Below are 23,662 nucleotides of genomic sequence, written 5' to 3'. Positions count from 1 at the left end.
CGATGGTGGGGTGACGTGGACCCGGGAGGCCGCCGAGGCGTCAGCGGCCGCACCAGGGCAGGAGGCAGCCATGAATAGCCCAGCCGGACCGCCTCAAAGGGCTCAGGCCCGGCCGTGCGTCCAGCGTGGCTCGACCTCGGCCCACGCGGCCTCCCACTGCCGCGCCCTGCGCCGGTCCAGCGTCGCGCGGACGGCGAGCCGGTGTCCGCCGAGCAGCCCGGCGACGACCACGCAGCCCAGCGAACCGCCGATCAGGTCGGCCTGGGCCTGGGAGGCGCCACCGGTCAGCGGGGCGGAGCCGACGCGCCCGTGCGCGTCCGTCCACAACGTGGTGCGGGTGCCCGCCTTCGCGCCCGGCTGCACCTCGGCGTACGCGACGTGCGTGACGCCGCCCGGGCCCTGCCACCGGGCCGGGGCGGGCACCTGGCCGAGCCGCTGCCCGGTGGTGGCGTCGACGACCTGCCGGGGCGCGGTCGCGGCGAGCACGGCCGTCGTCCGGTGGTACGCGCGGCCCTGCTGTGCTTCGGAGGCGTAGTCCGCGTGGGCGACCACGACACCGGTCAGCGGAGCGAGCACGGCGGCGAGGAGCAGCGTGAACAGCAGCGTCCAGGCCTCCACGACGTCCGAGACGCGGCGGAGCGGGTTGCGCCGCCAGCGCCACAGCCGTGGGGTGGTGCGCATCGCGTTCACCTCCGCGCGGGGTGCGGCTCGACGGTGCCACGCTCGCACGGGCCGGCCGCTCCCGGTGAGATGCCGGAGGGGACCACGCGTTGGGCCGGTCGGACCTGTTTCGTGGCGATCGGGGGGCGTCGGGCCGGGCCGTCCGGGCGTGCGAGGCCGCGTGGGCGTGCGAGGCTGGAGGGGTAGCCGCTTTCCGGTGCGAGGTGGTCCGTCATGACCGGCACAGTCGTCCTCCTCACCCTGCTGCTGATGTGCGCACCTGGCCTGTCCACCATGCTCTTCGCCCGGCGCGCGGAGCGCCGCGACAACGCGCGCCGCGCGGTGCGGGTGTCCGCCGACGCGTCGGACGGCGAGCAGGGCGCGCCGCCTACGGCCGTCGGGCCTCCGCCCCCGTTCGACACCCCCGCGCCGGTCGAGCCGCTGTCCCCCGCCGACGCGCTGGAGCGGTCGCTGTGCGCCGCGCGGCTCGCCGGGGAGCTGGGGCGCCACGAGTACCGGGCGCGGATGGAGCGGCTGGCCCGGGAGGAGGACGTGCGCCGACCGCTGAGCGTGCCGCGGTCGGGCGACAAGTAGCCGCGACGAGAACACCCTCGGGGCGCCGCGGCCGTGGTATGCGTAAGGTGCGAAACACCGCAATCCGCCCGAAACCAGTGAGGCGTTCCCATGAGCCTGAGCATCCGCAACCAGATCCCCGGCACGGTCACCGCGATCACCTCCGGGGAGGTCATGGCGACGGTGAGGGTCCGCGCGACGGGCGGTCAGGACATCACGGCGGCGGTGACCCGGGAGGCGGTGGAGAGCCTGGGGCTGGCCGAGGGCTCGGCGGTACGGGTGCTCGCCAAGTCCACCGAGGTCTCGCTCGCCACCGGCACGGTGGACGGCCTGAGCATCCGCAACCAGCTGCCGGGCACGGTCACGTCGGTCGCGACGGGCAACGCCATGGCGAGCGTCAAGGTGGCGGTCGAGGGCGCGGAGCTGACCGCGGCGATCACCCGGGACGCCGTGGACGCGCTGAAGCTGGAGACCGGCTCCCCCGTGGTGGCGCTGATCAAGTCCACCGAGGTCGCGCTGGCCTCCGCCTGAGGGCCGCGTCCGGGACCGCCCGGCGGGGTGGTCCGTTCAGCGGTCGCCGAAGACCGCGCGGTCGACCTCGTCGGGTCCGTTGATCTCCTTGTCCGGCAGTTGTTCCAGCCGCCGCACGAGGTCGTCGCTGGCCCCGTGGTCGCGGGCGCGGGACGCCAGGTCTTCCTTGCTGGCCGGGTAGTGCGCGCCGGCGAGCGCCTGGAGGAGTTCGGCGGGATCGCTGGCCATGGCAGCCTCCGTACGGTCGGTCTCCCGTGGTGTCACATCGGGCTGTCTCAAATATCGCGCACCGGCGCCCGGGGCGCACGGTCATGGCCGAGGAGGATCACGCATGGCCGCCCCACCGCCCCTGCCGGGTGTGCTGTCCGCGCTGACGCCGCTGCTGAACCACTGGGGCTATCTGGCGGTCGGCGGGGTGGTCTTCGTGGAGGACTTCGGCGTGCCGGTCCCCGGGGAGACCGTGTTGATCGCCGCGTCCGTCTACGCGGGCGCCGGACGGCTGAACGTCTTCGGGGTCGCGTTGATGGCCCTGTGCGCGGCGGTGCTCGGCGACAACGTCGGCTACGCGATCGGCCGCTTCGGCGGGCACCGGCTGGTGGAGCGGTACGGACGGTACGTGTTCCTGACCCCGGAGCGGATCGCGCGGGTGGAGTCGTTCTTCGGCCGGTACGGGGCCGGGATCGTGGTGGTGGCCCGGTTCGTCGAGGGACTGCGGCAGGCCAACGGGATCATCGCGGGGCTGGCCCGGATGCCCTGGCCTCGTTTCCTGGTCTACAACGCGCTGGGCGCGGTGATGTGGGTGGGCGCCTGGGTGGCGCTGGGCGACCTGACCGGGAAGCACATCGGCACCGTGTACCGGACGATCCAGCGCTACGAGGGCTACGTGCTGCTGGCCGTCGCCGTCCTGGTCGTGGCCCTGGTGGTCCGGCACGTGCGCGGACGACGGCGCGGCCCGTCCCGGACGCCCGAGCGGCAGCCGGAGCGGCAGGAGGACTGACCGGCGCCTGCGGACACGGGCCCGGCCCGGCGGCATGGGGGTGCGCCGGGCCGGGCCGCGCTCACCGGATCGGGGCGGTCACTCGCTGAGTTCGATGGCGAGCGCCGGGCAGACCACGGCGGCCTGCCGTACGTCCTCGTCGAGTTCGGCGGGCGGCTCGGCGTCCAGCAGGATGACCACGCCGTCCTCGTCACGCTGGTCGAAGACCCGTTCGGCGGCGAGCACGCACTGCCCGGAGCCGACGCACTTGTCCTGGTCGACGGTCACACGCATGGGTCGTTCTCCTCGTGTCGTTCGGTGGTGGCGAAGGGGGGGCGGCGGCGGGGCCGCGCGGGGATCACCAAGTGACCGGCAGCTCGTAGACGCCGTAGACGAGGCCGTCGTGCTTGAACGGGATCCGCTCGAAGTCGGTCGCCAGGCGCAGGCCCGGCAGGCGGCGGTAGAGCGTGCCGTAGGCCACCTGGAGTTCGACACGGGCGAGCGGCTGGCCGAGGCACTGGTGCGGGCCGAAGCCGAACGCCACGTGGCGGCGGGCGTCGCGCCCGATGTCGAGGCGGTCGGGGTCGGGGAAGACGTCCTCGTCGCGGTTGCCGATGTCGTTGGCGAGGATGATGCCCTCGCCCGCGCGGATGGCCTGTCCGGCGATCTCGATGTCCTCCAGCGCGACGCGGCGGCGGCCGGAGTGCGTGATGTGCAGGTAGCGCAGCAGTTCCTCGACCGCCCCCGCGACCACCTTCGGGTCGTCGGTCTCACGCAGCACGGCGAGCTGGTCGGGGTTCTGGAGCAGGGCGAGGGTGCCCAGCGCGATCATGTTGGCGGTGGTCTCGTGGCCCGCGACGAGCAGCAGGAATCCCATCACGGCCAGCTCGCGCCGGGTGAGCTCGCCGGTGGAGACCTGTTCCGCGGCGAGCCGGGAGAGCAGGTCGTCGTCGGGGTCGGCGAGCTTGGCGCCCACCAGGTCGTCGAGGTAGTCGATCAGCTGGTGCTGGGCGTCCAGCACGGCGTCCGCGGGCGTGTCGCGGTTGATCAGCAACCGGCTGTTGCGCTGGAAGAAGTCGTGGTCGGCGTAGGGGACGCCGAGCAGGGTGCAGATGACCATCGACGGCACCGGCAGCGCGAACGCCTGCACCAGGTCGACCGGCCGGGGCCCGGCGGCCATCTCGTCCAGCAGGTCGTCCACGACGCGCTGGACGGCCGGGCGCATCGCCTCGACGCGCTTGATGGCGAACGGTCCGGTCACCATCCGGCGCAGCCTGGCGTGCTCGGGGTCGTCCATCGAGATGAACGTCTTGGCGTCCGTCCTGCGGGCCTTGAAACTGGGCGTCACGTGCGGGTAGTTGTCCCGCATGACATCGGCGCTGACCCGGGGGTCGGCCAGCAGCGCGCGCTGGTCGTGGTAGCGGGTGACCAGCCACGGGGTGCTGCCGTCCCACAGCCGGACCCGGCTGACCGGCGCCTCGGCCTGCAACTGCCGCAGGGTGGGCGGCGGGTCGAAGGGACAGCGGTCGGCGCGGGGCATGGGGTAGGGCGGAAGGCCGGTCCGGGGTTCGTCCTTGATGTCGGGAAGGGGATGCGCCATGGTGCGGCTCCGTTGGGTCCGTAGGGTCCGTTTCGGGGGTTGGAGACGGGGTGAGCTCCGGCGTTCCGGCGTCGGGGGTCCGGTCCGCGCGGCGGGGCGCGGCCGGGGCGGGTGCCGGTCATCCCGCGGTCCGTTGCGGAACGGGTGCGGCGTCCTCGCGCGCGATGGCGTCCACGGCGTCCCATCCGGCGCCCACGGCGTTCTCGTCGCTCGCGGCGTTCCCGGTGAGCAGCCGTCGGTAGGCGCGGGTACGGCGCGGGAGGTTGACGCCGACGATGCCGGTGACGCGGTCGGACGTGCCGTACACGGCGACCAGTCGAAGTTGGTCCGTGCCGCCCTCGACGACGCGCACCCTCTCCGCGCCCCGCGTGCGGCCGTAGGTCTGCAGGCGCAGGTCGTACTGGTCGGACCAGACGTACGGGACGGTCTCGAAGGGGACGGCCGCCTCCGGCCCGGCGAGGACGGCGCGGGCGACCGCGATGCCCTGCTCCGCGGCGTTGGTGCGGTGCTCGACGCGGCGTGAACCGCCTTCCGGTGCAGGCCAGTTGGCGATGTCACCGGCGGCCCACACGCCGTCGTCCGCGCGCAGCGTCGCGTCGCACACGACACCGTTGTCGAGGCGCAGGCCGCTTCCGCGCAGCCAGCCGGTGTTGGGGTCGGCGCCGATGCCCATGAGGACGGCGTCGGCCTCGATCAGGCGGCCGTCGGCGAGCCGGACGCCGGTGACGGCTCCCGCGTCGGCGGTCACCTCGCGGACCGGGACGCCGGTCGACAGCCGTACGCCGTGCGCCCGGTGGAGGCCGGCGAGCATGCCCGCGACCTCGGCGCCGAGCGCGTCGGCCAGGGGCGCGGGTTCATCGGTGACCAAGGTGACCTCGGCGCCCAGGGTCCTGGCGACCGCCGCCGCCTCCGCGCCCACGAACCCGCCGCCGACCACCACCAGCCGGGCCCCGCCGCGCAGCGACTCACGCAGCGCCAACGCGTCGTCCAGGGTGCGCAGTACGTGGGCTCCGGCCAGTCCGCGCGTGCCCGGCAGCCGGCGGGCGGACAGGCCGGTGGCGACCACCAGGGCGTCGTAGCCCACGCGTTCGCCGTCCGCGAGGCACACTTCACGGCGGTCGGTGTCCAGCGCGGTGGCCCGGGTCCCCAGGCGCAGGTCGAGTCCGAGCGCGTCGAGCGCCTCCGGGGCACGCAGCCGCAGGCGGTCCGGTTCCCATGTGCCGTCGAGCAGTTGCTTGGACAACGGGGGCCGGTCGTACGGGAGATGGGGTTCGTCGCCGATGAGGGTCAGGGCGCCGTCGTGGCCGAAGCGGCGCAGTGCCTCCACGGTGGTGAGTCCGGCCGCCGAGGCTCCCACCACGACGATCCGGGAGGGGACGCGCTCCGGCGCTGCGGCCATGGCAGGACTCCCGTCCGCTCGGGCGGCGGCGCGCTCCGTGCCGGCGCGTCATCCACCGGAAATTAGTTTCCTCAGGCACCTAATTCCTCGGTGGACTCTACCCGTCCGCACCGGCCGAACCCCATGCCCCGGCCCAACTCGGCCGAAAATCGTTGGCTATGCCACCTACTGCCGTCGGCCGACCGCCGAGCCCGCTCGTTCGCAGGCCGCGCGGGCCGTCTACCCCCGGCCGCCGAGGACGGCGGTCCGGCCCACCCAGGCCGGATGGCGCGCTTCGGCCAGCATGAAATCGGCCACGTCCGCGCGGCTGATCCTGGGCACGCCCCCGCCACGCAGCCTCGGGGCGACCCGGTAGCGGCCGGTCAGCGGCCCGTTGGTGAGCGTCACCGGGTACACGAGCGTCCAGGCCAGCGGGCTCGCCCGCAGCGCGGCGTCCGCCTTCGCCTTGTCGTCGAAGAGGGACCGCATCGCGATCCGGTACGCGGCCCGCATCACGAGCCCCGCGTCCTTCGCCGTCTCCCCCACCCCGTACGCCGACAGCATCACGACCCGGTCGACCCCGGCGTCGCCGAGCGCCGGGATCAGCGCGGCCGTCGAGCGGGAGGCGATGTCGGAGCGGACGGAGTTGCCGGAGCCCAGTGCCACGAGCACCGCGTCGACACCTTCGGCCGCCGCGGCGACGTCGGCCCGGCGGGTGGCGTCACCGCGGTGGACGGTCAGGGCGTCCGCGTGGCCCGTCGCGGGCAGCCGGGCCGGGTCGCGGACGAACGCCGTGACCCGGTCACCGGCCGCCAGCGCCTGATCGACGATGCGGCGGCCGGTGGGGCCGGTGGCGCCGAGGACGAGCAGGCGCATGACGTCTCCCCAGGCAGACGGCGGCCCCCCTCGCTCCCGACGATACGCCGCCCCGCCGCCCGGCGCCCCCGGCGGCGGGTCGTCACACCTGGGCCGACGCCAACTCTCCCGGTTCCCGGACGTGTTCGGCGAGCCGGTCGGCCGGGCGGGGCAGGCCGTAGTGCTCGCGCAGGGTACGGCCGGTGTACTCGGTACGGAACAGCCCGCGTTCCTGGAGGATCGGCACCACCTTGTCCACGAACGCCTCCAGCCCCGACGGCAGCACGGCGGGCATCACGTTGAACCCGTCCGCCGCGCCCGCGGTGAACCACTGCTGAAGGGTGTCGGCGACCTGCGTCGCGGTCCCGGCGAACGTGCGGTGACCGCGCCCGCCACCGAGCCGCCCGATGAGCTGACGTACCGTCAAGTGCTCGCGGCGGGCCAGGTCCACGATGAGCGTGTAGCGGCTCTTGGCACCCTCGATCTCGTCCTCGGTGGGAATGTCGTCCGGCAACTCGGCGTCGAGGTCCAGCTCGTCCGGGTCGATCCGGAGGCGTTCCGCGAGCTGGCGCTTGGCGTACTCGGGCAGGATCAGCCGGTCCAGCTCCGCTTCCAGCTCCAGCGCATGCGCCTCGGTGTCGCCGATGACCGGCACGATGCCCGGCAGGATCTTCACCGCGTCGGCGTCCCGGCCCGCGGCGGTGACGCGGCGCTTGAGGTCGGTGTAGAAGGCCTTGGCCTCCTCCAGGGTCTGCTGCGCGGTGAAGACCGCCTCGGCGTACCGGGCGGCGAAGTCCTTGCCGTCCTCGCTCGACCCGGCCTGCACCAGCAGCGGGTACGCCTGCGGCGAGCGTGGCACGTTGAGCGGGCCGTCCACCCGGAAGTAGGTGCCCCGGTGCCGGGGTGCGCGCACCCGGTCGGCCTCGGCGTGCACCCCGCGTTCCTTGTCGGCCACGATCGCGTCGTCGGCCCAGCTGTCCCACAACTTCGTGGCAACCTCGACGAACTCCCCCGCGCGCTCGTAGCGTTCGCGGTGCGGCGGGGTGTCGTCCAGGCCGAAGTTGCGCGCCGCGTCGGCGCCGGCGGTGGTCACGATGTTCCAGCCCGCCCGGCCGCCGGAGACGTGGTCGAGCGAGGCGAACAGCCGGGCCAGGTTGTAGGGCTCGTAGTAGCTGGTCGAGGCGGTGGCGATGAGCCCGATGTGGCGGGTGGCCGCCGCCAGCGCGGTCAGCAGCACGATGGGTTCGAGCCGCCCGGCGGGCCGCCTGCCGGGGTTGCCGAACTGCACCGGGCTGTCGGCCAGGAAGAGCGAGTCGAGCTTGCCGCGTTCGGCGATCGCGGCGAGCCTGCGGTAGTGCTCCACATCGGTGGCGGCGTACGGGTCGCTCTCCGGCAGCCGCCAGGCGGCCTCGTGGTGGCCGACGCTCATCAGGAACGCGTTCAGGTGCAGGGGACGGCGGTCACTGGGCCGGGTCATCGGTGGTCTCCTCGGCGGTGCGTACGGAAGGGAGCGCGGGCCGCGGGCTCACGCCGAGTGCGGCGAGCAGCAGTTCGCGGTACTCCTGGAAGCGCGGATCGCGCGGGGTCCTGGGGGCGGGCAGGTCGACGGCGACGTCGCGGGCGACGCGGCCGTCCTCCAGCACCAGGACGCGGTCGGCGAGTTCCACCGCCTCGTCCACGTCATGGGTGACCAGCAGCACGGCGGGGCGGTGCCGGGCGTACAGCTCGCGCAACAGGTCGTGCATCCGGATCCGGGTCAGCGCGTCCAGCGCGCCGAACGGCTCGTCGGCCAACAGCAGTTCGGGCTCACGGACCAGCGAGCGGGCGAGCGCGGCGCGTTGCTGCTCGCCGCCGGACAGCTCGTGCGGCCAGGCCCTCTCGCGCCCGGCCAGGCCCACTTCGTCCAGCGCCTTGCGCCCCCGGGCCGCCGCCCCCGGCCTCTTCAGACCGAGCACCACGTTGTCCAGCAGCCGCAGCCAGGGCAGCAGACGCGAGTCCTGGAAGGCCAGTGAGACCCGCTCGGGCACCCGCAGTTCACCGGATCCCGCCACCTCGTGGTCGAGCCCGGCGACGGCCCGCAGCAGGGTGCTCTTGCCTGATCCGCTGCGCCCCAGCAGTGCGACGAACTCGCCTGCCGCGATGGACAGTTCGAGCCGGTCGAGGACGGTACGGCCGCCGAAGCGGCGCACCAGCCGGGAGGCACGCACGACGGGTCCGCCGTGCGGCCGCGCCCCACCGGAGGCGGCGTCCGGGCTCGGCCTGCCCGCGTCCTGACTCGGCCCGCCCGCGATCGGGGTCGGCCCGCCCGTGATCGTGGTCGGCTCCCCCGGTTCGACGCTCAGTTCGCGAGTGTCCGTCGCCATGACAGGACCCTCCTTTCCACCGCGCGCACCAGCGCGTCCGAGGCGAAGCCGAAGATCCCGTAGACCAGCAGGCCCACGACGATGACGTCGGACTGCGCGTACTGCTGGGCCTGGAACATCATGTAGCCGATGCCGCTGGTGGCGTTGATCTGCTCGACCACGATCAGTGCCAGCCAGGACGCCGTGACGCCGAGCCGCAGTCCGATGAAGAACCCCGGCAGCGCGCCCGGGACGACGACCTTGCGCAGGAAGGCCGCCCGGCTCAGGCCGACGACCTCGGCCAGTTCCACGTATCGGCTGTCGATGCCGGTGAGCGCCGCGTAGGTGTTGACGTAGACGCTGACCGCCACGCCGAGCGCGATGACGACGACCTTCATCTCCTCGCCGATGCCCAGCCAGAGGATGAGCAGCGGGAGCAGGGCCAGCGCCGGGATCGCCCGCTTGACCTGCATCGTGCCGTCGATCAACGACTCGCCCAGTCGGCTCAGGCCGGCCGCGACGGCCAGCCCGGTGCCCGCGCCGACGCCGAACAGCAGCCCCAGCAGGGCGCGGCGCAACGAGATGAGCAGGTTCGTCTGGAGCCTGCCCTGCGCGATCAGGTCGGCCGCGGTGGACAGCACCTTGCCGGGCGAGGACAGGACGCGTGGGTCGAGCAGTCCGCCGTAGGCCGCCGCGCTCCACACCGCGAGCAGCAGCAACGGCCCGGCGATCCGGCCGTAGGGATACGAGCGTCCGGGGCCGAGGCGGCGCCGGGCGATGGCCTGACTCATCGTCGCCTCACTTCCGGTAGGCGCTGGGCACGGACGCGGCGGCGATGCCCTCGAAGCGGCGGTCGAACAGGTCGGCCGCCTTCACCGCGGGATCGAAGCCGCCGGCCGTCAGCAGTTCACTGGTCTGCTGCTCCCAGGCGATGGCCGTGTCCCACCTGGTGGGGAAGCAGGGCTTGCCCAGCGAGGCCACGATGCGCTGCCCGTCCGCGCGGGTGACGCCCTGGTCCTTGACGTAGTACGCCTCGATCCAGCGTGCCGGGTTCTCGTAGGCCCACACCTGGCCCTGCGCCCAGAAGGGGATGAAGGAGCGGATCGCCGCGGTCCTCGCCTCGTCGCGCAGGACCTCGGTGGGTGCCCACAGGATGCTCAGCAGGTCGACCACGTCGGTGTGGATGCCACGTGCGCCGTCTTTTCGATACTGCGTCAGGTATTTGGTGAGCGTGGGCTCGGCGAGCGGCGCGACGTCGACCTGCCTGGCCTGAAGTGCCGTCAGGAACTGCGTGCTGGGCAGCGGGACGAGGTGGACGTCCTCGGTGGAGATGCCCGCCTCCTTCAACGCCCGCAGTACGACGACGCCTTGGGCCTGGCCCTGGGAGAACGCGATGCGCTTGCCGCGGAAGTCCGCCGCGTCGCGCACGGCGGAGCCGGGGGCCGTGGCGAAGACGTAGAGGGGCGTCTCGCTCAGCCGGACGGCGACGATCCTGGTGTCCAGGCCGATGGCGTTCGCCTGGATCGGCGGGATGCCCGCGTTGTTGGCCAGGTCGACGGACTTGGCGCGGAATCCCTGGATCACGTCGGGCCCGGCGGTCAGGTTGGGCCACTGGGAGACGGTGAACGGCAGGTCGTGGATGCGGCCCGAGGCCTCCAGCTGGATCTGCGTGGTGTGGATGGCGATGCTCAGCCGGGTACCGGGCGGCGGCGCGGTGGTGGGCAGCGCCCCGGTCGGCGCGGCGGCGGCCCCCACGCCCTGCCGGGCGCAGCCGGCCAGCGTCAGCGCGGCGGCGCCGGTGAGGGCGAGGAAGGATCTGCGGGGCGTGGCGGTGCTCATCGGTGGTCCCGCGGGGCCGAGGCGGTCAACGGGTGGTAGGCGCCGTCGTGGTAGACCAGCGATCCGCCCCGCCCGTCGGACCAGGCGTCCTCGACCCGGGCCACCACGATGCGGTGGTCGCCCGCCGCGACCAGGCTCTCGATCCGCACGCGCAGCGCGGCGGACACGTCGTCCAGCGCGGGTTCGCCGTGCGGCAGGCGGTGCCAGCGGGTGGGCTCGGCGAAGCGGTCGGCGCCGCTGGTCGCGAACCGCCGTGCCAGCGCCTCCTGTCCGGCGCCGAGGAAGTTCACCACCGCGGTCTCGGCGACCTTCAGGTGCGGCCAGCTGGAGGTGGACGTGCCGATGCCGAAGGAGACCAGCGGCGGGTCGAGGGAGAGGGAGGTGAGCGAGGTCGCGGTGAACCCCACCGGCCCACGTCCGGCGTCCGCGGTGATCACGACGACGCCTGCGGGGTGCCCGCGGAAGGCCCGCCGGAATCCGTCGGCGCTGACGCCCGGGGGCCCGGCGGGCGGGCTGTACGGGCCGACCGCGCCGGCCGTGCTGGGGCCGAAGGGGCTGACGGAGGTGATCGTGGTCAAGGTCTCTCCCGGATTCGGGCGCGCGAAAGGAGCGCGGCGGCGAGAAGGCGGCGAAAGGGGCGGTGAAAGGGCGACGACAGGGAAAGCGGCACGGCGGTGCGGAAAGGGCGCCCGCAGCGCCGCTCGTACGCGTCGAAAGGACGTCGCGCGCGGCGGACGCCGTGAGCGCGGGGAGGTCGAACGGCCCGTCCGGGCCGCGTTCAACGCGCCCTGTTCCCGCGGGCTTTCGGTACGAAGCGGCTCACGTCCCGGCGGGGTGCGCCGGGCGGGCGGGACGACTCAGGAACGCGGACAGCGACACGCCTTGGCGCGCGTGCGCTCGATTCCGTTCCGTGGCCTGGTCATGACGCCATCCTCGCGAGCCGCGCCGACCGCCGTCAACCATGCAACTCACTGAATTAACTCGGTGCCGTCACCTGCGCCAGCGGATCGGTGTAGAGCGCGTCCAGCAGGACCGCTCCGCCCGCGGTCGCCAGCACCTCGCGGGGGAAGCTGGTGGGCACGATCGCGCGATCCGGGTCGTCGCGGACCGAGGAGCGTTCCCGGACCACCTCGCGCAGGTCGTCCAGGCACAGCGGTATCCGGCTCACGCCCGGCTCGACCACCACCAGCACCTCGGGGTTGAGCAGGTCGAGCAGGAGCGCGGCGGCCCGGCCCACCAACCGGGCGCGCTCGCGCAGCAGTCCGACCGCGCCCGCATCGCCCGCCTCGGCGGCGGCCAGCAGGTCGGCGAAGACCGGGCGGGCGACCACCCCCCGCTCGACCGCGCGGCGGGCCATCGTGTGCTCCGAGACCGCCGCCTGGAGGCAGCCCGAGGCGCCGCACGAGCAGGGCCTGTCGGCCGCGGCGTCCACCGGCAGGTGCGCCACCGCGCCCGCCGCCGACCTCGGGCCGTGCTGCATGGTCCCCGCGGTGGCGAACGCCGCGTCCACCACGTTGCCGACGAACAGCTGGACCACGCTGTCGCGCGCGCGGGAACGGGCCGCGCCGAACAGTTGCTCGGCCCGGGCCAGTGCCCGCGCGTGCGCGTCCACCCGCACCGGCAGTCCGGTCGCCGCCGCGAGGCGTTCCCGTACCGGCACGTCCGCCCAGCCGAGCAGCGGGTGCCGCACGACGACGCCACCACCGCGGTCCACCCAGCCCCCGGTCGCGACGCCGAGGCCCAACGGGGCGCGCCCGTCGCCGTGTCGGGCCAGCAGTCCGGGCAGCCCGCGCGCGAGACCGTCCAGTACGTCGTCCGGGGCGGTGCCGGTGTGCGGCCGCCGGTCCTGCGCGACGACCCGGCCGCGCAGGTCGAGCAGGGCGACGGTGGAGTGGAGTACGGCGATGTGCGCGGCGCAGACCACGTGGCGGGAGGTGTCGACGTCCAGCGGCACGTGCGGGCGCCCGACCCCCTTGGGCCCGGCGGCCTCGGGCGCCTCGCGCAGCAGGCCGGCCGCGAGCAGCCCGCCGGTCAGGCCGGTGACCGTGGCCGGGGAGAGCCCGGTCAGCCGGGCCACGGTGCTGCGTGCCACCGGCCCGTGGTCGAGCACCGCGCGCAGGACGGTGCCGGCGCTGGAGGCGGCCCGGCGCGGGGTGACGGCGGGCGGGATGTCGGCCCGTCGGATCGGGGGGGTGCGGCGTGCGGACGCCACCAGTCCGTCCATGGCTGCCTTCCGGGAGATCCGGGACGTGGTCCTGGGTGAGGGGGACGCCCGGCGGTGCCGGGCACGCGTCACACGTACCGAGGACAGATGGCGGTGGCCTGGTAGTGCAGGTCCACGTACCGGCGCGAGATGAGACCGGCGGAGTGGTGGACCATGCGGCGATGCTAACAGCCGCCCCGGTGACGGGCCCTGCCGCGGCGCGACGGCGACGCGGGGACGGCGCGGCGGAGCGCGGGGACGGCGCCGCCCCCGGGCGCGGAGTGTCACGGTTCGCGACCGTCCGTTAACTCCCTTGGTTTTACGGGAAGACTGGGTGCGAGGCACAACGATCGGAGGCGTCCCGTGCTGCACGGTATAGACGTCAGCTCCTACCAGTCGTCCGACTACTCCACCTCGGGGCTCGGGTTCGTCTTCGTCAAGGCGACCGAGAGCACGGACTACGTCAACCCCGAGCAGTCCGCCCAGGCCTCGCACGGGCGGGCCGCCGGACTGGTGGTCGGCTTCTACCACTTCCTGCGCCCGGGGAGCATGACGGCCCAGGCGTCCTACTTCGTCGAGCGGTGCGTGAGCGTGCAGGGGGACGTGCTGGCCGCCGACTGGGAGGACACCGGGGTCAGTTGCGCCGACAAGGACGCGTTCCTGCGCGAGGTGAAACGGCTGCGACCACAGCACCGCGTGGTGCTGTACTGCAACCGCGACTTCTGGCTGGACCGGGACACCACCTCGTACGTGGCTGACGGCCTGTGGATCGCCGACATCACCACGGCGGGCTCCCCGCGCGTCCAGCACCCCTGGACCTTCCACCAGTACTCCAGCAGCGGCGGCGTCGACCGCGACGTCGCGAACTTCGCCAGCACGACGGCCCTGCGCGCGTGGGCCGCCGGATCGGGACCGGAACCGGAGGACGACATGGCACAGTGGATCACGGGAACCGTCGCCCCCGGCGACCAGCCGACGGTGGTCCTGGTACCGCACGGGACCGCGTGGTCGGCGCTGCCGAACCGGCGGCTGCACCTCGGCCTCGACGTGGTCGGCGACCGCTCGGCGAGCGCCAGTGTCCGCGTCGCGGCGCACGACGGCTCGGACTGGCGGGTGTCCACCCACACGGTCACCGCGGCGTCCGGCACCGTGGACGTGGACCTGACCGACGAGGACGAGAAGGTCAGCCTCCAGACCACCGGCACGGGCGTGTCCTACGCGATCGAGATCTGGTGACCCGCTCCTTGTCAGTGGCCGTTGGTACGTTCCGCGCATGACACGGGAGACGACGAAGACCGGCGGCGAGAAGGACATCCTGCGGGCGAGCCTCGACCGGCACCGCGAGGCGGTGGTGTGGAAGACGGAGGGCCTGGACGGCGAACGGCTGCGCGAGCCCGTGACGGACTCGGGCACCAGCCTGCTCGGCCTGGTCAAGCACCTGGCCGCCGTCGAGTACGGCTGGTTCTGCCTGCCGTTCGGCCGGGAGACCGAGCCGCTGCCGTTCGATGACGACGACGAGAACGCGGACCTGAGGGTGGAGCCGCACGAGAGCCCCGAGGACGTGCTCGCGTTCTACGGTCGCGCCCGCGCGGCGGCCGACGAGGTGATCGCCGGACTGGACCTGGACGCCACGGGCACCTCGTGGCGCGGCGAGACGGTTTCGCTGCGCTGGGTCCTGGTCCACATGATCGAGGAGACCGCGCGGCACGCCGGGCACATGGACATCGTGCGCGAGCTGATCGACGGGGCGACGGGCGACCACCGGCGGGAAGCGTAGCCGCTCCGCGCCGAACGATTCGGCGGGTATTCGGGCAATCGGCCCGGACACCCGCCGTTTCTCGTGTTCCGCGCAGCCTCTCTTGAGGTTCCCCTAATATCGCCCGCACCTTCGGCACAGGAATATCCCGTTCCTTTTCCGGTTTTCGGCACCGAGCGGAACTGAACGGCTCCGGACAGCTCCAAAACGGCGCCAGGAAAGGGCTTTCCCGCCTTCTCATTTCCCAATCCCCTTGTGACCACGATCACTTGACGATCGTTCCGGGTTGATCTCTCGCGGAATCACCGGCTAGCTTCCTCGCACCGAATCGGGCTTACACCGCGAGCCCGGTTCACCGGCGAGCCTGAACCGCCTTAATTCCCATGGTGGTTCGGACCGCGGATATCCCCCCACCGTCGCCGTCCGTCCCGCGCCGAAATCGCGCGCCGGCGGACGGCGACTCCCCCACGCACAAGGAGAACCCCAGTGAGCCGTCGTCCCGCGCACAAGTGGAAGACCGTCAACGGCCGCACGCGGATGGCCATCGGTCTCGTCACGGCCGGCGCGATCGCGGTGGTGGCCGTGGGGGTGTCGTCGGCGAGCACCGTCCGGCCCGGGCAGACCCCGGCGGGCACGCCCGCCTCGGGACCGGCCACCACCGCCCACCACCCGTTCGGGCTCGGCGCCCTCCCCGACAAGGACGCCACCCGCGCCTCGGCGCTGCGGTCGGCCGCCGAGCCCAGAGTGGAGAGCCTGGCCCCGCAGGCGGTCGGCTCCAAGTCCAAGGACAAGAAGGCAAAGAAGAAGAGCCAGGCGGTCCCGGCCAGTTTCAGTCTCGCCAAGTACGCGGCGACGCCCGGCAACCAGGGCCAGGTCGGCTCCTGCGTGGCGTGGGCCGTGGACTACTCCGCGTACAGCGTCCTGGAACACGAGCAGGGCATCGCCGGCGGTCCGCAGGCGCCGATGTACACCTACTCGCAGATAGTCCAGGGCCGCAACGTGGGCACCACCCCGGAGGACAACCTGCGGATAGCGATGTCGCAGGGCGTCGACGCGCAGTCGGACTACCGGCAGGGCAACTACGACTACACCGACCTGCCGACCTCCGCCGAGCGGGCCAACGCCGCCAGCTGGAAGCTGTCGGGCTACACCCCGCTGCACACCGGCAGCCGCATCAAGGCGGACGTCGAGGCGGCGGTGGCGGCCGGTGAGCCGGTGGCGATATCCATCCCGGTCTACAACGACTTCTTCTCGCTCACCCCGCAGCAGGCCGCGTCGTACGCGTACTACCCGAACACCGGCTCCGGTTACGCGGGCGGCCACGAGATCACCGTCGTCGGCTACACCAGCAAGGGCGTCCGGGTGGAGAACTCCTGGGGCACCGGCTGGGGCGACCACGGTTACATCAACCTGTCGTGGAGCTACCTGGCCAACCAGGTCGACGAGGCCAACGCCATCGGCAAGCTGGTCCAGGACTGAGGGCCGCCCCGCCGGTTGAGGTGACCGGCCGGGCCGAAGGGGGAAGGGCCGACGCGGCGGAGTGCGCCGCGTCGGCCCTTTCTCATCAAGGGAGTTGACGCTGCCTCAGACGACGATCACGCCGCTGGGGGCGGTGGACAGGCCTAGCGGGACGCTTCCCACCACCGTGAGGGTGGCCGTGTCGATGGCGTCCACGGTGCTTCCCGCGTTGGTGCACACCCACACGGTGTCCGCGGTGGCGGTGATACCGGTGGGCACGTGGTTGACGCGTACGGTGGCGAGGACCTTCAGCGACGCGGTGTCGATCACGCTCACTGTGTCGTCGTTCGCCCCGCTGACGTAGGCGCGTGAGCCGTCCGGGCTGATGGCGACCTGCCAGGGCGTGCGGCCGACGCGCACCTGCCCGGTGACCCGCAGCGTGCGGGTGTCGATCACCGACAGGGCGTTCTGCCAGGTGTTGACCACGAGGACCCGCTTGCCGTCCGGGTGGACGGCGACACCGTTCGCCTCGGCCTGGTCCGTGAGCCTCGCCCGGGTCCGCCCGGACTCGGCGTCCAGCACGCTCAGCCCGTCGTAGCAGGTGACGTAGAGGATGCGGCCGTCGGGGCTGGGCGCGACGGAGTGCGGCGCGAGACCGGTCCGCCAGGTCGCGGAGACCTTGTCGGTGCCGGTGTCGATCACCGACAGGGTGGTGGAGCCGCCCGCCCCGGTGTCGGGGCCGGTGTTGGCCACGTAGACGTGGCCGCCGTCCGGCGAGGAGGCCACGCCGTGCGGGTAGAGACCCACGGTGACGCTGGAGACGATCTTGCCCTGGGTGGTGTCGAGCACGGAGACGTCACCGGCACCGGAGTTGGCCACGTAGATCTTGCCGGTGCCGTTGGCCGCCGCGATGCCGGAGGGGTTGGTGCCGGCCGGGATGCTGGCGGCCAGGGCGTGGGTGGCGGTGTCGATGACCGCGATGCTGTAGCTGACCAGGCCGGTGGCGTAGGCGTGGGTGCCGGTGGTGGGGCCGGTCTGCGGCACGGACTCCTGGATGCCGGGGAAGTCGGTGCCCTTGGTGCTTCCGGCCGGGCCCGCGCCGCCCGCCTCCGAGGAGAAGTCGGCGCGGTGCGTGGTGGCGTTCTCCTGCGCACGGCTCAGGGAGTACGGCCGGGCGCCGATCGTGGGCGCGCCGGACGCCGTGGCGGTGGGCGCGGTCGCGGTCTTGCCGCGGTGCGCCTCCTGGTGCGGAGGCGTCTGGTCGGCGCCGGGGACCGGAGCCGGAGGCAGCGTCGCGATCTCCTTCTCCGCCTGCCACAACCCGTCCTTGGTGGGCGGCAGTTGGGGGAAGGACCGGCCGCTGGGCAGGCCGAGTGCGGAGGTCAGGTCGCCGAAGGTGCGGCGCCGCCACTCGCTGATGTTGGTCTCGCGCACCCCGGTGATCCGTTCCAGGAAGCGCAGCACCGAGGTGTGGTCGAACGGCTCGCTGCACACGTAGCCGCCCAGCGTCCATGGCGAGACGATCACGCACGGCACCCGGATCCCGGCGCCGATCGGCACCCCGTCGATGAACTCGTCGGCGGTTCCGGCCGGTGGCGTCGGCGGGACGACATGGTCGAACAGGCCGTCGTTCTCGTCGTAGTTGAGGATGAAGACGGTCTTGCGCCACAGGTCACGGTTGGCCGCCACCGCGTCCAGCTGCCGGGCGACGAAGTCGGCGCCGGAGGCCGGAAGGTAGTCCGGGTGCTCGCACTGCGCGGCGGTCGGGATGATCCACGAGACCGTGGGAAGCCGCCCGGCGAGCGCGTCGCGGGCGAACTGGTCGGTGGGGCCGATGGTCAGGCCGTGCTCGTAGAGCGGATCGCCCGGCTTGGCGTCCTGGTAGGACTGGAAGAACTCCAGCGGGTTGCAGCCGTAGTCGTCCTCCTCCTGGTAGACGTGCCAGGAGACACCGGCCTTGGCGAGCCGCTCCGGGTAGGTGGTCCAGCGGAACGGCTTCGGGATGACGTTGGAGATGACCGGGCCGCCGGCCAGGCCGTTCGGGTCGACGGTGCCGGTCCAGTGGTAGAGCCGGTTGGGCCAGGTGGGGCCGAGCATCGAGCAGTGGTAGGCGTCGCAGAGGGTGAAGGACTCGGCGAGCGCGAAGTGGAACGGGATGTCGTCGCGCTTGTAGTAGCCCATCGTGTACGGGCCGTTCGCCTCGCCGTCCGCCTTGCGGTGCGCGGGCACCCAGTTGTCCATCGCGCCGTTGTTCCAGGCCGAATGCTGCACGGACCAGGCGTGGCTGGTGGACGGGATGGCCTGCGCGCTGGAGGACTTGGTGTCCAGGTGGAACGGGAGCAGGTAGCCGTCCGGGTTCTCCGGGTCGGGCTGGTAGAAGACCGAGCGCCCGGTGGACAGGGTGGTGGCGTTCGGGTCGTCGAAGCCGCGGACTCCGGGCATCGTGCCGAAGTAGTGGTCGAAGGAACGGTTCTCCTGCATGAGGATCACCACGTGCTCGATCTCGTCGAGCGAGCCACCCGGGTGGCGTGCCGATTCGGCCATCGCCTGCTGGAGATTGGGCGGCAGGAGGGAGGCGGCGGCGGTGGCCCCGCCGATCCCCAGTGCCGAACCGAGCAGCCGTCGACGGGACATCCCTGCCATTGATCACCCCTGCGCCGAAGATCGCCGAACGCGGGCCAGCACACACCACATGACCCCGTCCGCACAAGAGGGCATGACGTGGCATGACGGTGTTTCAGAAACCGGCCAGGGTGACTTGTTCGGGGTGGTGGCCTGACGGTCCGCTCAGGGAGCCATGCCGAGGGGCAGTTCCAGTTCGAACCAGACGACCTTGCCGTGCCGGGTCGTCCGGCTCCCCCAGCGGTGCGCCAGTTCGTTCACCAGGTACATCCCGCGCCCGCTCTCCAGGTCCTCGTCGATCGGCCGCAGCGTGGGGATCTGGCGCCCCGCGTCCGCCACCTCGACGGTGAGCGTGCGGTCCCGGAACAGCCGCAGCTGGCGAGGGGGTCCCGCGTGGCGCAACGCGTTGGTGACCAGTTCGCTCACCAGCAGTTCGGCGATGTCGGCGAGTGACAGCAGGCCCCATCCCTCCAGCGTGCCGCGGGTGAAGCGGCGGGCCTGGCCTGCGAGGGTGACGTCACCGGTGAGCGGCAGGGTGGCGATCTTGTTCTCCGGGACCGGCAGGACCTGTGCCATGATCACGGCGATGTCGTCCTCGGCGCCGTCGGTGACCAGCGCGTCCAGCACCGCGTCGCAGGTCTCCTCCAGGCCGCGCCCGCGGTCCGACAGGGTCCGGCACAGCAGTTCCAGGCCCTCGTCGATGTCCTGGCCGCGCCGCTCGATCAGGCCGTCGGTGTAGAGCGCGAGCATGCCGCCCTCCGGCACGGTGATCTCCACGCTCTCGAACGGCACTCCCCCCACGCCCAGCGGCACCCCGGGCGGCAGGTCCACCGGCCGGGTGCTGCCGTCCGCTCCCACCACCACCGGCGGCAGGTGGCCCGCGCAGGCGATGGTGCAACTGCGGTCGACGGGGTCGTAGACCGCGCAGACACACGTGGCGAACTGCCCCTCCCCCAGGCCCGACGCGGTCTCGTCCAGTCTGCTGAGCACCTGGTCGGGCAGCATCTCCAAGGTTGCCAACGTCCGTGCCACGGTACGTAGTTGGCCCATGGTGGCAGCCGCCTGCACACCGTGCCCCATGACGTCGCCGACCACCAGGGCGACCCGGCCGCAGGACAGCGGCACCACGTCGAACCAGTCGCCGCCGACCTCGCTCACCACACTGCTGGGCAGGTAGCGGTAGGCGATCTCCATGCCCAGGGTGTGGTGGATCTCCTGCGGCAGCAGGCTGCGTTGCAGGGTCAGCGCGGTGCCGCGCTCGCGGCCGTAGAGCCGGGCGTTGTCGATGCACACCGCCGCCCTGGCGACCAGTTCCTCCGCGATCGCCACGTCGGCGGTGGTGTAGGGCTCGGAGCCGCGGATGCGGATGAACTCCGCGCCGCCCAGCACCGCGCCGCGCGCCAGCACCGGCACCATGAGGTAGGAGTGGATGCCCGCGGTCAGCCCCGGCTCCACCCGGTCCTGCGAGCTGACGATCATGGCGAGGGCTTCCTCGTCCACCTCCGGCACCAGGATCGGCTCACCGCTGCGCAGGGACTTGGCGTAGATCCGCGCGCCGTCGTAGCGGGAGCTCTCCCCGACCGAGTCCACGGCACCCGCCAGCTCCGGCACGTCACCCCCTATCGCCACCGCACGCAGTGTCACCGGCTCGTCGGAGTTGAGCGCGTACGGCTCGTCGCCGCGCATCACCGACTCCAGCAGGTCGACGGTGGCGAAGTCGGCGAACCTCGGCACGACGACCTCGATCAGTTCCTCGGCGGTGCGCTGCACGTCGAGGGTGCTGCCGATCCGGCTGGTGGCCTCGTTGATCAACGCGAGCTGCTCACGTGCCGCGTTGGCCTCCCGCAACGCTGCCTGACGCTCCATCAGGTTGGCGTGCTCGCGCAGGTACAGCCGCGCGTTGTCGATGGAGACCGCGGCCCGGGCCACCAACTCCTCGCCGAACGTGCTGTCCTGGTCGTCGAAGGGGTTGCGGTCCATGTAGCGCGAGTAGACGACGACGCCCAGCACGGTGGAGCGCGCCACGATCGGGGTGACGCGCAGCGGCTGCGAGCTGCCGTTCATGTAGGAACGCACCCGCTCGCCCCCGGTGTGGGTCAGCAGCGGCAGCTCGGACCCGGGGACGGTCACGGTGCGGCGGGTCGCCATGGCCCGCGCGTACGGCGAGTCGGGCGGGATGCGGTAGACCGCCTCGATGGGCAGGTCGTCGGCGGGGAAGTCGGGGTGCGCGGACCTCAGCGCGAGCCTGCGCACCAGCACGCTCTCGGGGTCGTCCGGCTTCGGGTCCTGGCCGCTGACCAGGCGCTCCAGCACGTGCACCCCGCACACGTCGGCGAGCCTGGGCACCATCGCGTCGGCCAGCTCGCGCACGGTGGTGCGCAGGTCCAGCGTGGTGCCGATCCGGGCGCCCGCCTCGGCCAGCAGCGACAGCCGTTCCTGGGCTCTGGCGGCCTGCTCCTCGGCGCGGAAGCGCTGGGTGACGTCGATGACCGAGGAGCTGACGCCCAGCACCTTGCCCGACGGCGCCTCCAGCCGGAAGTACGACGCCGACCAGGCGCGGTCCTCCTCCGGGGCGCCGGGGGTGCGGCCGTGCGAGCGGGCGTCGACGACCGACTCGCCGGTGGCCAGCACCTGGCGCATGACGGCCTCGATCTCCTCGGCGTTGATACCGGGCAGGACGGAGGTGAGCCGCCGGCCGAGGTGCTGGTTCTCGTCGATGCCGTTGATGTGGGCGAGGGCCGGGTTGATGCGGACGAAGCGCAGTTCCTCGTCGTAGACCGCGAGGCCGATGGGCGACTGGTCGAAGAAGCCGTTGAGGACGGCGAGGTCCTCCTCGACCTGGCGCAGCGCGCGCACCTCGGAGGAGGTGACCAGCACGAAGCGCAGGTCGCCGGGGGCGGCGATGGGGTAGGTGCGGAACTCCAGGTCGACGAGGTGCCCGTCGCGGTGCCGGATGGGGAAGGTGCCGCTCCAGGGGTCCCCGGCGATGACCTGGTCGAGCAGTTCCAGCGCCTCGGGGCGCCGGTCGTCACCGAGCAGCAGGCCGCCGACGAAGTTGCCGAGTGCCTCCTCGGCGGAGTAGCCGAGCAGGGCGCAGGCGTCGTCGCTCCAGTGCAGGATGCGTCCCTCGCCGTCCAGCAGGACGGTGGCCAGCCGCACCAGTCGATGCCCCTCGGGCCGCACGGCCCCGGCCCCCGCCGCCCCCCGGCCCGGCCGGGATTCCTCGGCGGGGTCCGACTCGTATCGGTGCATGACCAGGAAACCACCCAGACGTCGTCGTCCCGCTCCAACCCGTAACCATGCCCACCACCCGCATCTCCAGGGTGCAACGACACCTGACGTACGGCGAGCGCAGATGGACGAAGTCAGCATGCTGCCTATCCGCCCCTGCGTCGACCGGAACGGCGCAAGAGACAGCCTTGATCACACGGTTGCCGCGCGATCAGTGGCGCCGATGCCGGAGCTGTTCCACAAAAGCTGTTACAAACCGGGACCGGTGTCCCTCCGGCTCCGCCCGAGCGGGACGGCCGGGCGGCAGGACACCGTCGGCCCGCACGCGCGGGACCGCCCGGGTCACGGGATCAGGACGGCCGCGCCGTTGACGTGGTCGGCCGACAGGTCGGTGAGGGCCTGGTCTGCCTCGTTCAGGGGGTACGGGGTGACCGTGACGCGCAGGCCGATGCGGGCGGCCAGGGCCAGGAACTCCTCGCCGTCGGTCCGGGTGTTGGACGTGACGCTGCGCAGGTCGCGCTCCTGGAACAGGTGGCGCCGGTAGTCGAGCGCGGGGATGTCGCTCAGGTGGATGCCGGCGACCGCCAGCGTGCCCGAGCGGTCCAGCGCCTCCAGGGCGACCGGGACCAGGTCGCCGACCGGCGCGAACAGGATCGCCGAGTCCAGTGGCTCAGGCGGCCGGTCGTAGGCGCCCGCGGCGGACGCCGCGCCGAGTTCCAGGGCGAGGGCGCGGGCCTCGGCGGACCGGGTCAGTACGTGCACGGTGGCACCCTCGGCCAGGGCGACCTGCGCCGCCAGATGGGCGGAGGCGCCGAAGCCGTAGATCCCGAGTCGTCCGCCGCGCGGGAGCGCGCTGCGCCGCAAGGCCCGGTAGCCGATGATCCCGGCGCACAGCAGTGGGGCCAGGTGGGCGGGGTCCGCGTCGCCCGGCAGGCGGTACGCGTAGTCCTCGGGCACGACGGCGTGATCGGCGAAGCCGCCGTCCGCGTCCCAGCCGGTGTAGACGGAGGACGGGCAGAGGTTCTCCCGGCCCGCCCGGCAGTAGCGGCAGACCCCGCAGGTGCCGCGCAGCCAGGCCACGCCGATCCGCTCCCCGAGAGCGAACCGCGTGGCACCCGGTCCCGCCGCGACCACCCGGCCGACGATCTCGTGCCCTGGGATCGTCGCCTCGCGGTGCGGCGGCAGGTCGCCCTCCGCCAGATGCAGATCGGTGCGGCAGACGCCGCACGCCTCCGTCTCCACCAGCACCTGCCCGGGACCCGGCACCGGCATCGGCCGCTCCACCCGGACCAGCGGCCCCGCGCCGGGCGCCGCCCGCGCGATCGGGCCCGGGCGGTCCACCGCCCAGCCGCGCAGCGTGCCGGGAAGCCGGCCGTTCACCTTCGCGGCCTGCGTCATGAGCGCTCGCCTCGCCTTCCGATCGCCCCGCCTTCCGATCGCCCCGCCTTCCGATCGCCCTCGCCTTCCGATGGCCCCGCACCGGGGTCGCGCGGACGCGTTCCGTGACGTGACGGGCGTCCCGCGGCGCGTGCCCCCGGGCCGCCTTCACGCGTTCCCCTGGCGGGCGTCCCATTCTTCCCGGCGACAGCCCGGTCCGCCTGTGGGACCTCACGCCCTTCTCGCGGGGTCTCACGCCCT

Annotated in this window: 21 protein-coding genes and 1 pseudogene; 6 read left to right on the top strand and 16 right to left on the bottom strand. The window is 72.9% G+C overall.

Annotated features, from left to right (window positions below; translation table 11 throughout):
* Positions 1-102 precede the first annotated feature (102 nt).
* On the bottom strand, positions 103-681 hold the full coding sequence (locus K7472_RS14170; RefSeq protein ID WP_222977792.1) for an Rv1733c family protein: 579 nt from the start codon (positions 679-681) through the stop codon (positions 103-105).
* Positions 682-894: 213 nt separating this feature from the next.
* Here K7472_RS14170 and K7472_RS14165 point away from each other — a divergent pair, with 213 nt between their 5' ends.
* Both K7472_RS14165 and K7472_RS14160 read left to right on the top strand, forming a co-directional pair.
* A complete protein-coding gene (locus K7472_RS14165; protein ID WP_222977790.1) occupies positions 895-1,254 on the top strand; it encodes a hypothetical protein in 360 nt (119 codons plus the stop codon).
* Positions 1,255-1,344: 90 nt separating this feature from the next.
* Entirely contained in the window at positions 1,345-1,764 is a 420-nt protein-coding gene (locus K7472_RS14160) for a TOBE domain-containing protein (RefSeq protein WP_222977788.1), read from the top strand.
* Positions 1,765-1,800: 36 nt separating this feature from the next.
* Here the strand turns inward: K7472_RS14160 and K7472_RS14155 are convergent, their stop codons facing one another.
* Entirely contained in the window at positions 1,801-1,992 is a 192-nt protein-coding gene (locus tag K7472_RS14155; RefSeq protein WP_222977786.1) for a DUF2795 domain-containing protein, read from the bottom strand.
* 103 nt (positions 1,993-2,095) lie between these two features.
* On the opposite strand from K7472_RS14155, the gene K7472_RS14150 reads away from it, so the two are divergent.
* Entirely contained in the window at positions 2,096-2,761 is a 666-nt protein-coding gene (locus K7472_RS14150) for a DedA family protein (protein WP_222977784.1), read from the top strand.
* Positions 2,762-2,839: 78 nt separating this feature from the next.
* Here K7472_RS14150 and K7472_RS14145 read toward each other — a convergent pair whose 3' ends face one another.
* The 10 genes from K7472_RS14145 to K7472_RS14100 form a co-directional block, all read right to left on the bottom strand.
* Complete coding sequence (locus K7472_RS14145; protein WP_222977783.1) at positions 2,840-3,034, bottom strand: ferredoxin; 195 nt, start codon at positions 3,032-3,034, stop codon at positions 2,840-2,842.
* A 64-nt stretch (positions 3,035-3,098) separates the two neighbouring features.
* Entirely contained in the window at positions 3,099-4,340 is a 1,242-nt protein-coding gene (locus K7472_RS14140) for a cytochrome P450 (protein WP_222977781.1), read from the bottom strand.
* A gap of 118 nt (positions 4,341-4,458) precedes the next feature.
* Positions 4,459-5,739 carry an NAD(P)/FAD-dependent oxidoreductase gene (locus K7472_RS14135; protein ID WP_222977777.1) on the bottom strand — a complete coding sequence of 427 codons (1,281 nt, stop codon included), beginning with the start codon at positions 5,737-5,739 and terminating at the stop codon, positions 4,459-4,461.
* Between the two features lie 219 nt (positions 5,740-5,958).
* Positions 5,959-6,594, bottom strand: coding sequence for an NAD(P)-dependent oxidoreductase (locus tag K7472_RS14130; RefSeq protein WP_222977774.1), 636 nt, complete (start codon positions 6,592-6,594; stop codon positions 5,959-5,961).
* Positions 6,595-6,676: 82 nt separating this feature from the next.
* Positions 6,677-8,050 (bottom strand): LLM class flavin-dependent oxidoreductase, encoded by a 1,374-nt coding sequence (locus K7472_RS14125; protein ID WP_222977772.1) that lies wholly within the window; start codon positions 8,048-8,050, stop codon positions 6,677-6,679.
* Positions 8,034-8,936, bottom strand: a complete 903-nt coding sequence (locus K7472_RS14120; RefSeq protein WP_222977771.1) for an ABC transporter ATP-binding protein — start codon at positions 8,934-8,936, stop codon at positions 8,034-8,036. The genes K7472_RS14125 and K7472_RS14120 overlap by 17 nt, the downstream gene beginning before the upstream one ends.
* Positions 8,912-9,706, bottom strand: coding sequence for an ABC transporter permease (locus K7472_RS14115; protein ID WP_222977770.1), 795 nt, complete (start codon positions 9,704-9,706; stop codon positions 8,912-8,914). The genes K7472_RS14120 and K7472_RS14115 overlap by 25 nt, the downstream gene beginning before the upstream one ends.
* A 7-nt stretch (positions 9,707-9,713) precedes the next feature.
* Positions 9,714-10,754 (bottom strand): ABC transporter substrate-binding protein, encoded by a 1,041-nt coding sequence (locus K7472_RS14110; RefSeq protein WP_222977768.1) that lies wholly within the window; start codon positions 10,752-10,754, stop codon positions 9,714-9,716.
* Positions 10,751-11,332 carry a flavin reductase family protein gene (locus tag K7472_RS14105; protein WP_252395588.1) on the bottom strand — a complete coding sequence of 194 codons (582 nt, stop codon included), beginning with the start codon at positions 11,330-11,332 and terminating at the stop codon, positions 10,751-10,753. Before K7472_RS14105 ends, K7472_RS14110 begins: the two co-directional genes overlap by 4 nt.
* A 398-nt stretch (positions 11,333-11,730) precedes the next feature.
* Entirely contained in the window at positions 11,731-12,978 is a 1,248-nt protein-coding gene (locus K7472_RS14100; protein ID WP_222977766.1) for an ROK family protein, read from the bottom strand.
* Between the two features lie 342 nt (positions 12,979-13,320).
* On the opposite strand from K7472_RS14100, the gene K7472_RS33700 reads away from it, so the two are divergent.
* The 3 genes from K7472_RS33700 to K7472_RS14085 all read left to right on the top strand — a co-directional run bounded on the left by K7472_RS33700 (position 13,321) and on the right by K7472_RS14085 (position 16,192).
* Complete coding sequence (locus tag K7472_RS33700; RefSeq protein WP_222977764.1) at positions 13,321-14,193, top strand: glycoside hydrolase family 25 protein; 873 nt, start codon at positions 13,321-13,323, stop codon at positions 14,191-14,193.
* A gap of 37 nt (positions 14,194-14,230) precedes the next feature.
* A complete protein-coding gene (locus K7472_RS14090; RefSeq protein ID WP_222977762.1) occupies positions 14,231-14,734 on the top strand; it encodes a DinB family protein in 504 nt (167 codons plus the stop codon).
* 465 nt (positions 14,735-15,199) lie between these two features.
* Positions 15,200-16,192: a C1 family peptidase gene (locus K7472_RS14085; RefSeq protein ID WP_308013908.1), complete on the top strand. Its 993-nt coding sequence runs from the start codon at positions 15,200-15,202 to the stop codon at positions 16,190-16,192.
* A 105-nt stretch (positions 16,193-16,297) separates the two neighbouring features.
* On the opposite strand, the gene K7472_RS32650 is transcribed toward K7472_RS14085, so the two are convergent.
* The 4 genes and pseudogenes from K7472_RS32650 to K7472_RS14070 form a co-directional block, all read right to left on the bottom strand.
* Positions 16,298-17,050: a cytochrome D1 domain-containing protein gene (locus K7472_RS32650; RefSeq protein ID WP_308013921.1), complete on the bottom strand. Its 753-nt coding sequence runs from the start codon at positions 17,048-17,050 to the stop codon at positions 16,298-16,300.
* A 351-nt stretch (positions 17,051-17,401) separates the two neighbouring features.
* Positions 17,402-18,814: pseudogene (locus K7472_RS32645) on the bottom strand (alkaline phosphatase family protein); the annotation flags it as partial.
* 144 nt (positions 18,815-18,958) lie between these two features.
* Positions 18,959-22,045, bottom strand: coding sequence for a SpoIIE family protein phosphatase (locus K7472_RS14075; protein WP_222977759.1), 3,087 nt, complete (start codon positions 22,043-22,045; stop codon positions 18,959-18,961).
* A gap of 321 nt (positions 22,046-22,366) precedes the next feature.
* Positions 22,367-23,422, bottom strand: coding sequence for a zinc-dependent alcohol dehydrogenase family protein (locus K7472_RS14070; protein ID WP_222977756.1), 1,056 nt, complete (start codon positions 23,420-23,422; stop codon positions 22,367-22,369).
* Between the last annotated feature and the right edge of the window lie 240 nt (positions 23,423-23,662).

Origin of the sequence: Streptantibioticus parmotrematis (genome assembly GCF_019890615.1) — a bacterium.
Classification (GTDB): domain Bacteria; phylum Actinomycetota; class Actinomycetes; order Streptomycetales; family Streptomycetaceae; genus Streptantibioticus_D; species Streptantibioticus_D parmotrematis.
Note: the sequence above shows the minus strand (reverse complement) of the source record. Positions and strands in the feature narration are given on the sequence as shown.

Coding starts and splice junctions, on each gene's coding strand:
- K7472_RS14135 (WP_222977777.1), bottom strand. CDS start 5,739: ATGGCCGCAGCGCCGGAGCGCGTCCCCTCCCGGATCGTCGTGGTGGGA.
- K7472_RS14140 (WP_222977781.1), bottom strand. CDS start 4,340: ATGGCGCATCCCCTTCCCGACATCAAGGACGAACCCCGGACCGGCCTT.
- K7472_RS14155 (WP_222977786.1), bottom strand. CDS start 1,992: ATGGCCAGCGATCCCGCCGAACTCCTCCAGGCGCTCGCCGGCGCGCAC.
- K7472_RS14075 (WP_222977759.1), bottom strand. CDS start 22,045: ATGCACCGATACGAGTCGGACCCCGCCGAGGAATCCCGGCCGGGCCGG.
- K7472_RS14150 (WP_222977784.1), top strand. CDS start 2,096: ATGGCCGCCCCACCGCCCCTGCCGGGTGTGCTGTCCGCGCTGACGCCG.
- K7472_RS14125 (WP_222977772.1), bottom strand. CDS start 8,050: ATGACCCGGCCCAGTGACCGCCGTCCCCTGCACCTGAACGCGTTCCTG.
- K7472_RS14160 (WP_222977788.1), top strand. CDS start 1,345: ATGAGCCTGAGCATCCGCAACCAGATCCCCGGCACGGTCACCGCGATC.
- K7472_RS14170 (WP_222977792.1), bottom strand. CDS start 681: ATGCGCACCACCCCACGGCTGTGGCGCTGGCGGCGCAACCCGCTCCGC.
- K7472_RS14165 (WP_222977790.1), top strand. CDS start 895: ATGACCGGCACAGTCGTCCTCCTCACCCTGCTGCTGATGTGCGCACCT.
- K7472_RS14115 (WP_222977770.1), bottom strand. CDS start 9,706: ATGAGTCAGGCCATCGCCCGGCGCCGCCTCGGCCCCGGACGCTCGTAT.
- K7472_RS14145 (WP_222977783.1), bottom strand. CDS start 3,034: ATGCGTGTGACCGTCGACCAGGACAAGTGCGTCGGCTCCGGGCAGTGC.
- K7472_RS14110 (WP_222977768.1), bottom strand. CDS start 10,754: ATGAGCACCGCCACGCCCCGCAGATCCTTCCTCGCCCTCACCGGCGCC.
- K7472_RS14070 (WP_222977756.1), bottom strand. CDS start 23,422: ATGACGCAGGCCGCGAAGGTGAACGGCCGGCTTCCCGGCACGCTGCGC.
- K7472_RS14130 (WP_222977774.1), bottom strand. CDS start 6,594: ATGCGCCTGCTCGTCCTCGGCGCCACCGGCCCCACCGGCCGCCGCATC.
- K7472_RS14100 (WP_222977766.1), bottom strand. CDS start 12,978: ATGGACGGACTGGTGGCGTCCGCACGCCGCACCCCCCCGATCCGACGG.
- K7472_RS14120 (WP_222977771.1), bottom strand. CDS start 8,936: ATGGCGACGGACACTCGCGAACTGAGCGTCGAACCGGGGGAGCCGACC.
- K7472_RS14090 (WP_222977762.1), top strand. CDS start 14,231: ATGACACGGGAGACGACGAAGACCGGCGGCGAGAAGGACATCCTGCGG.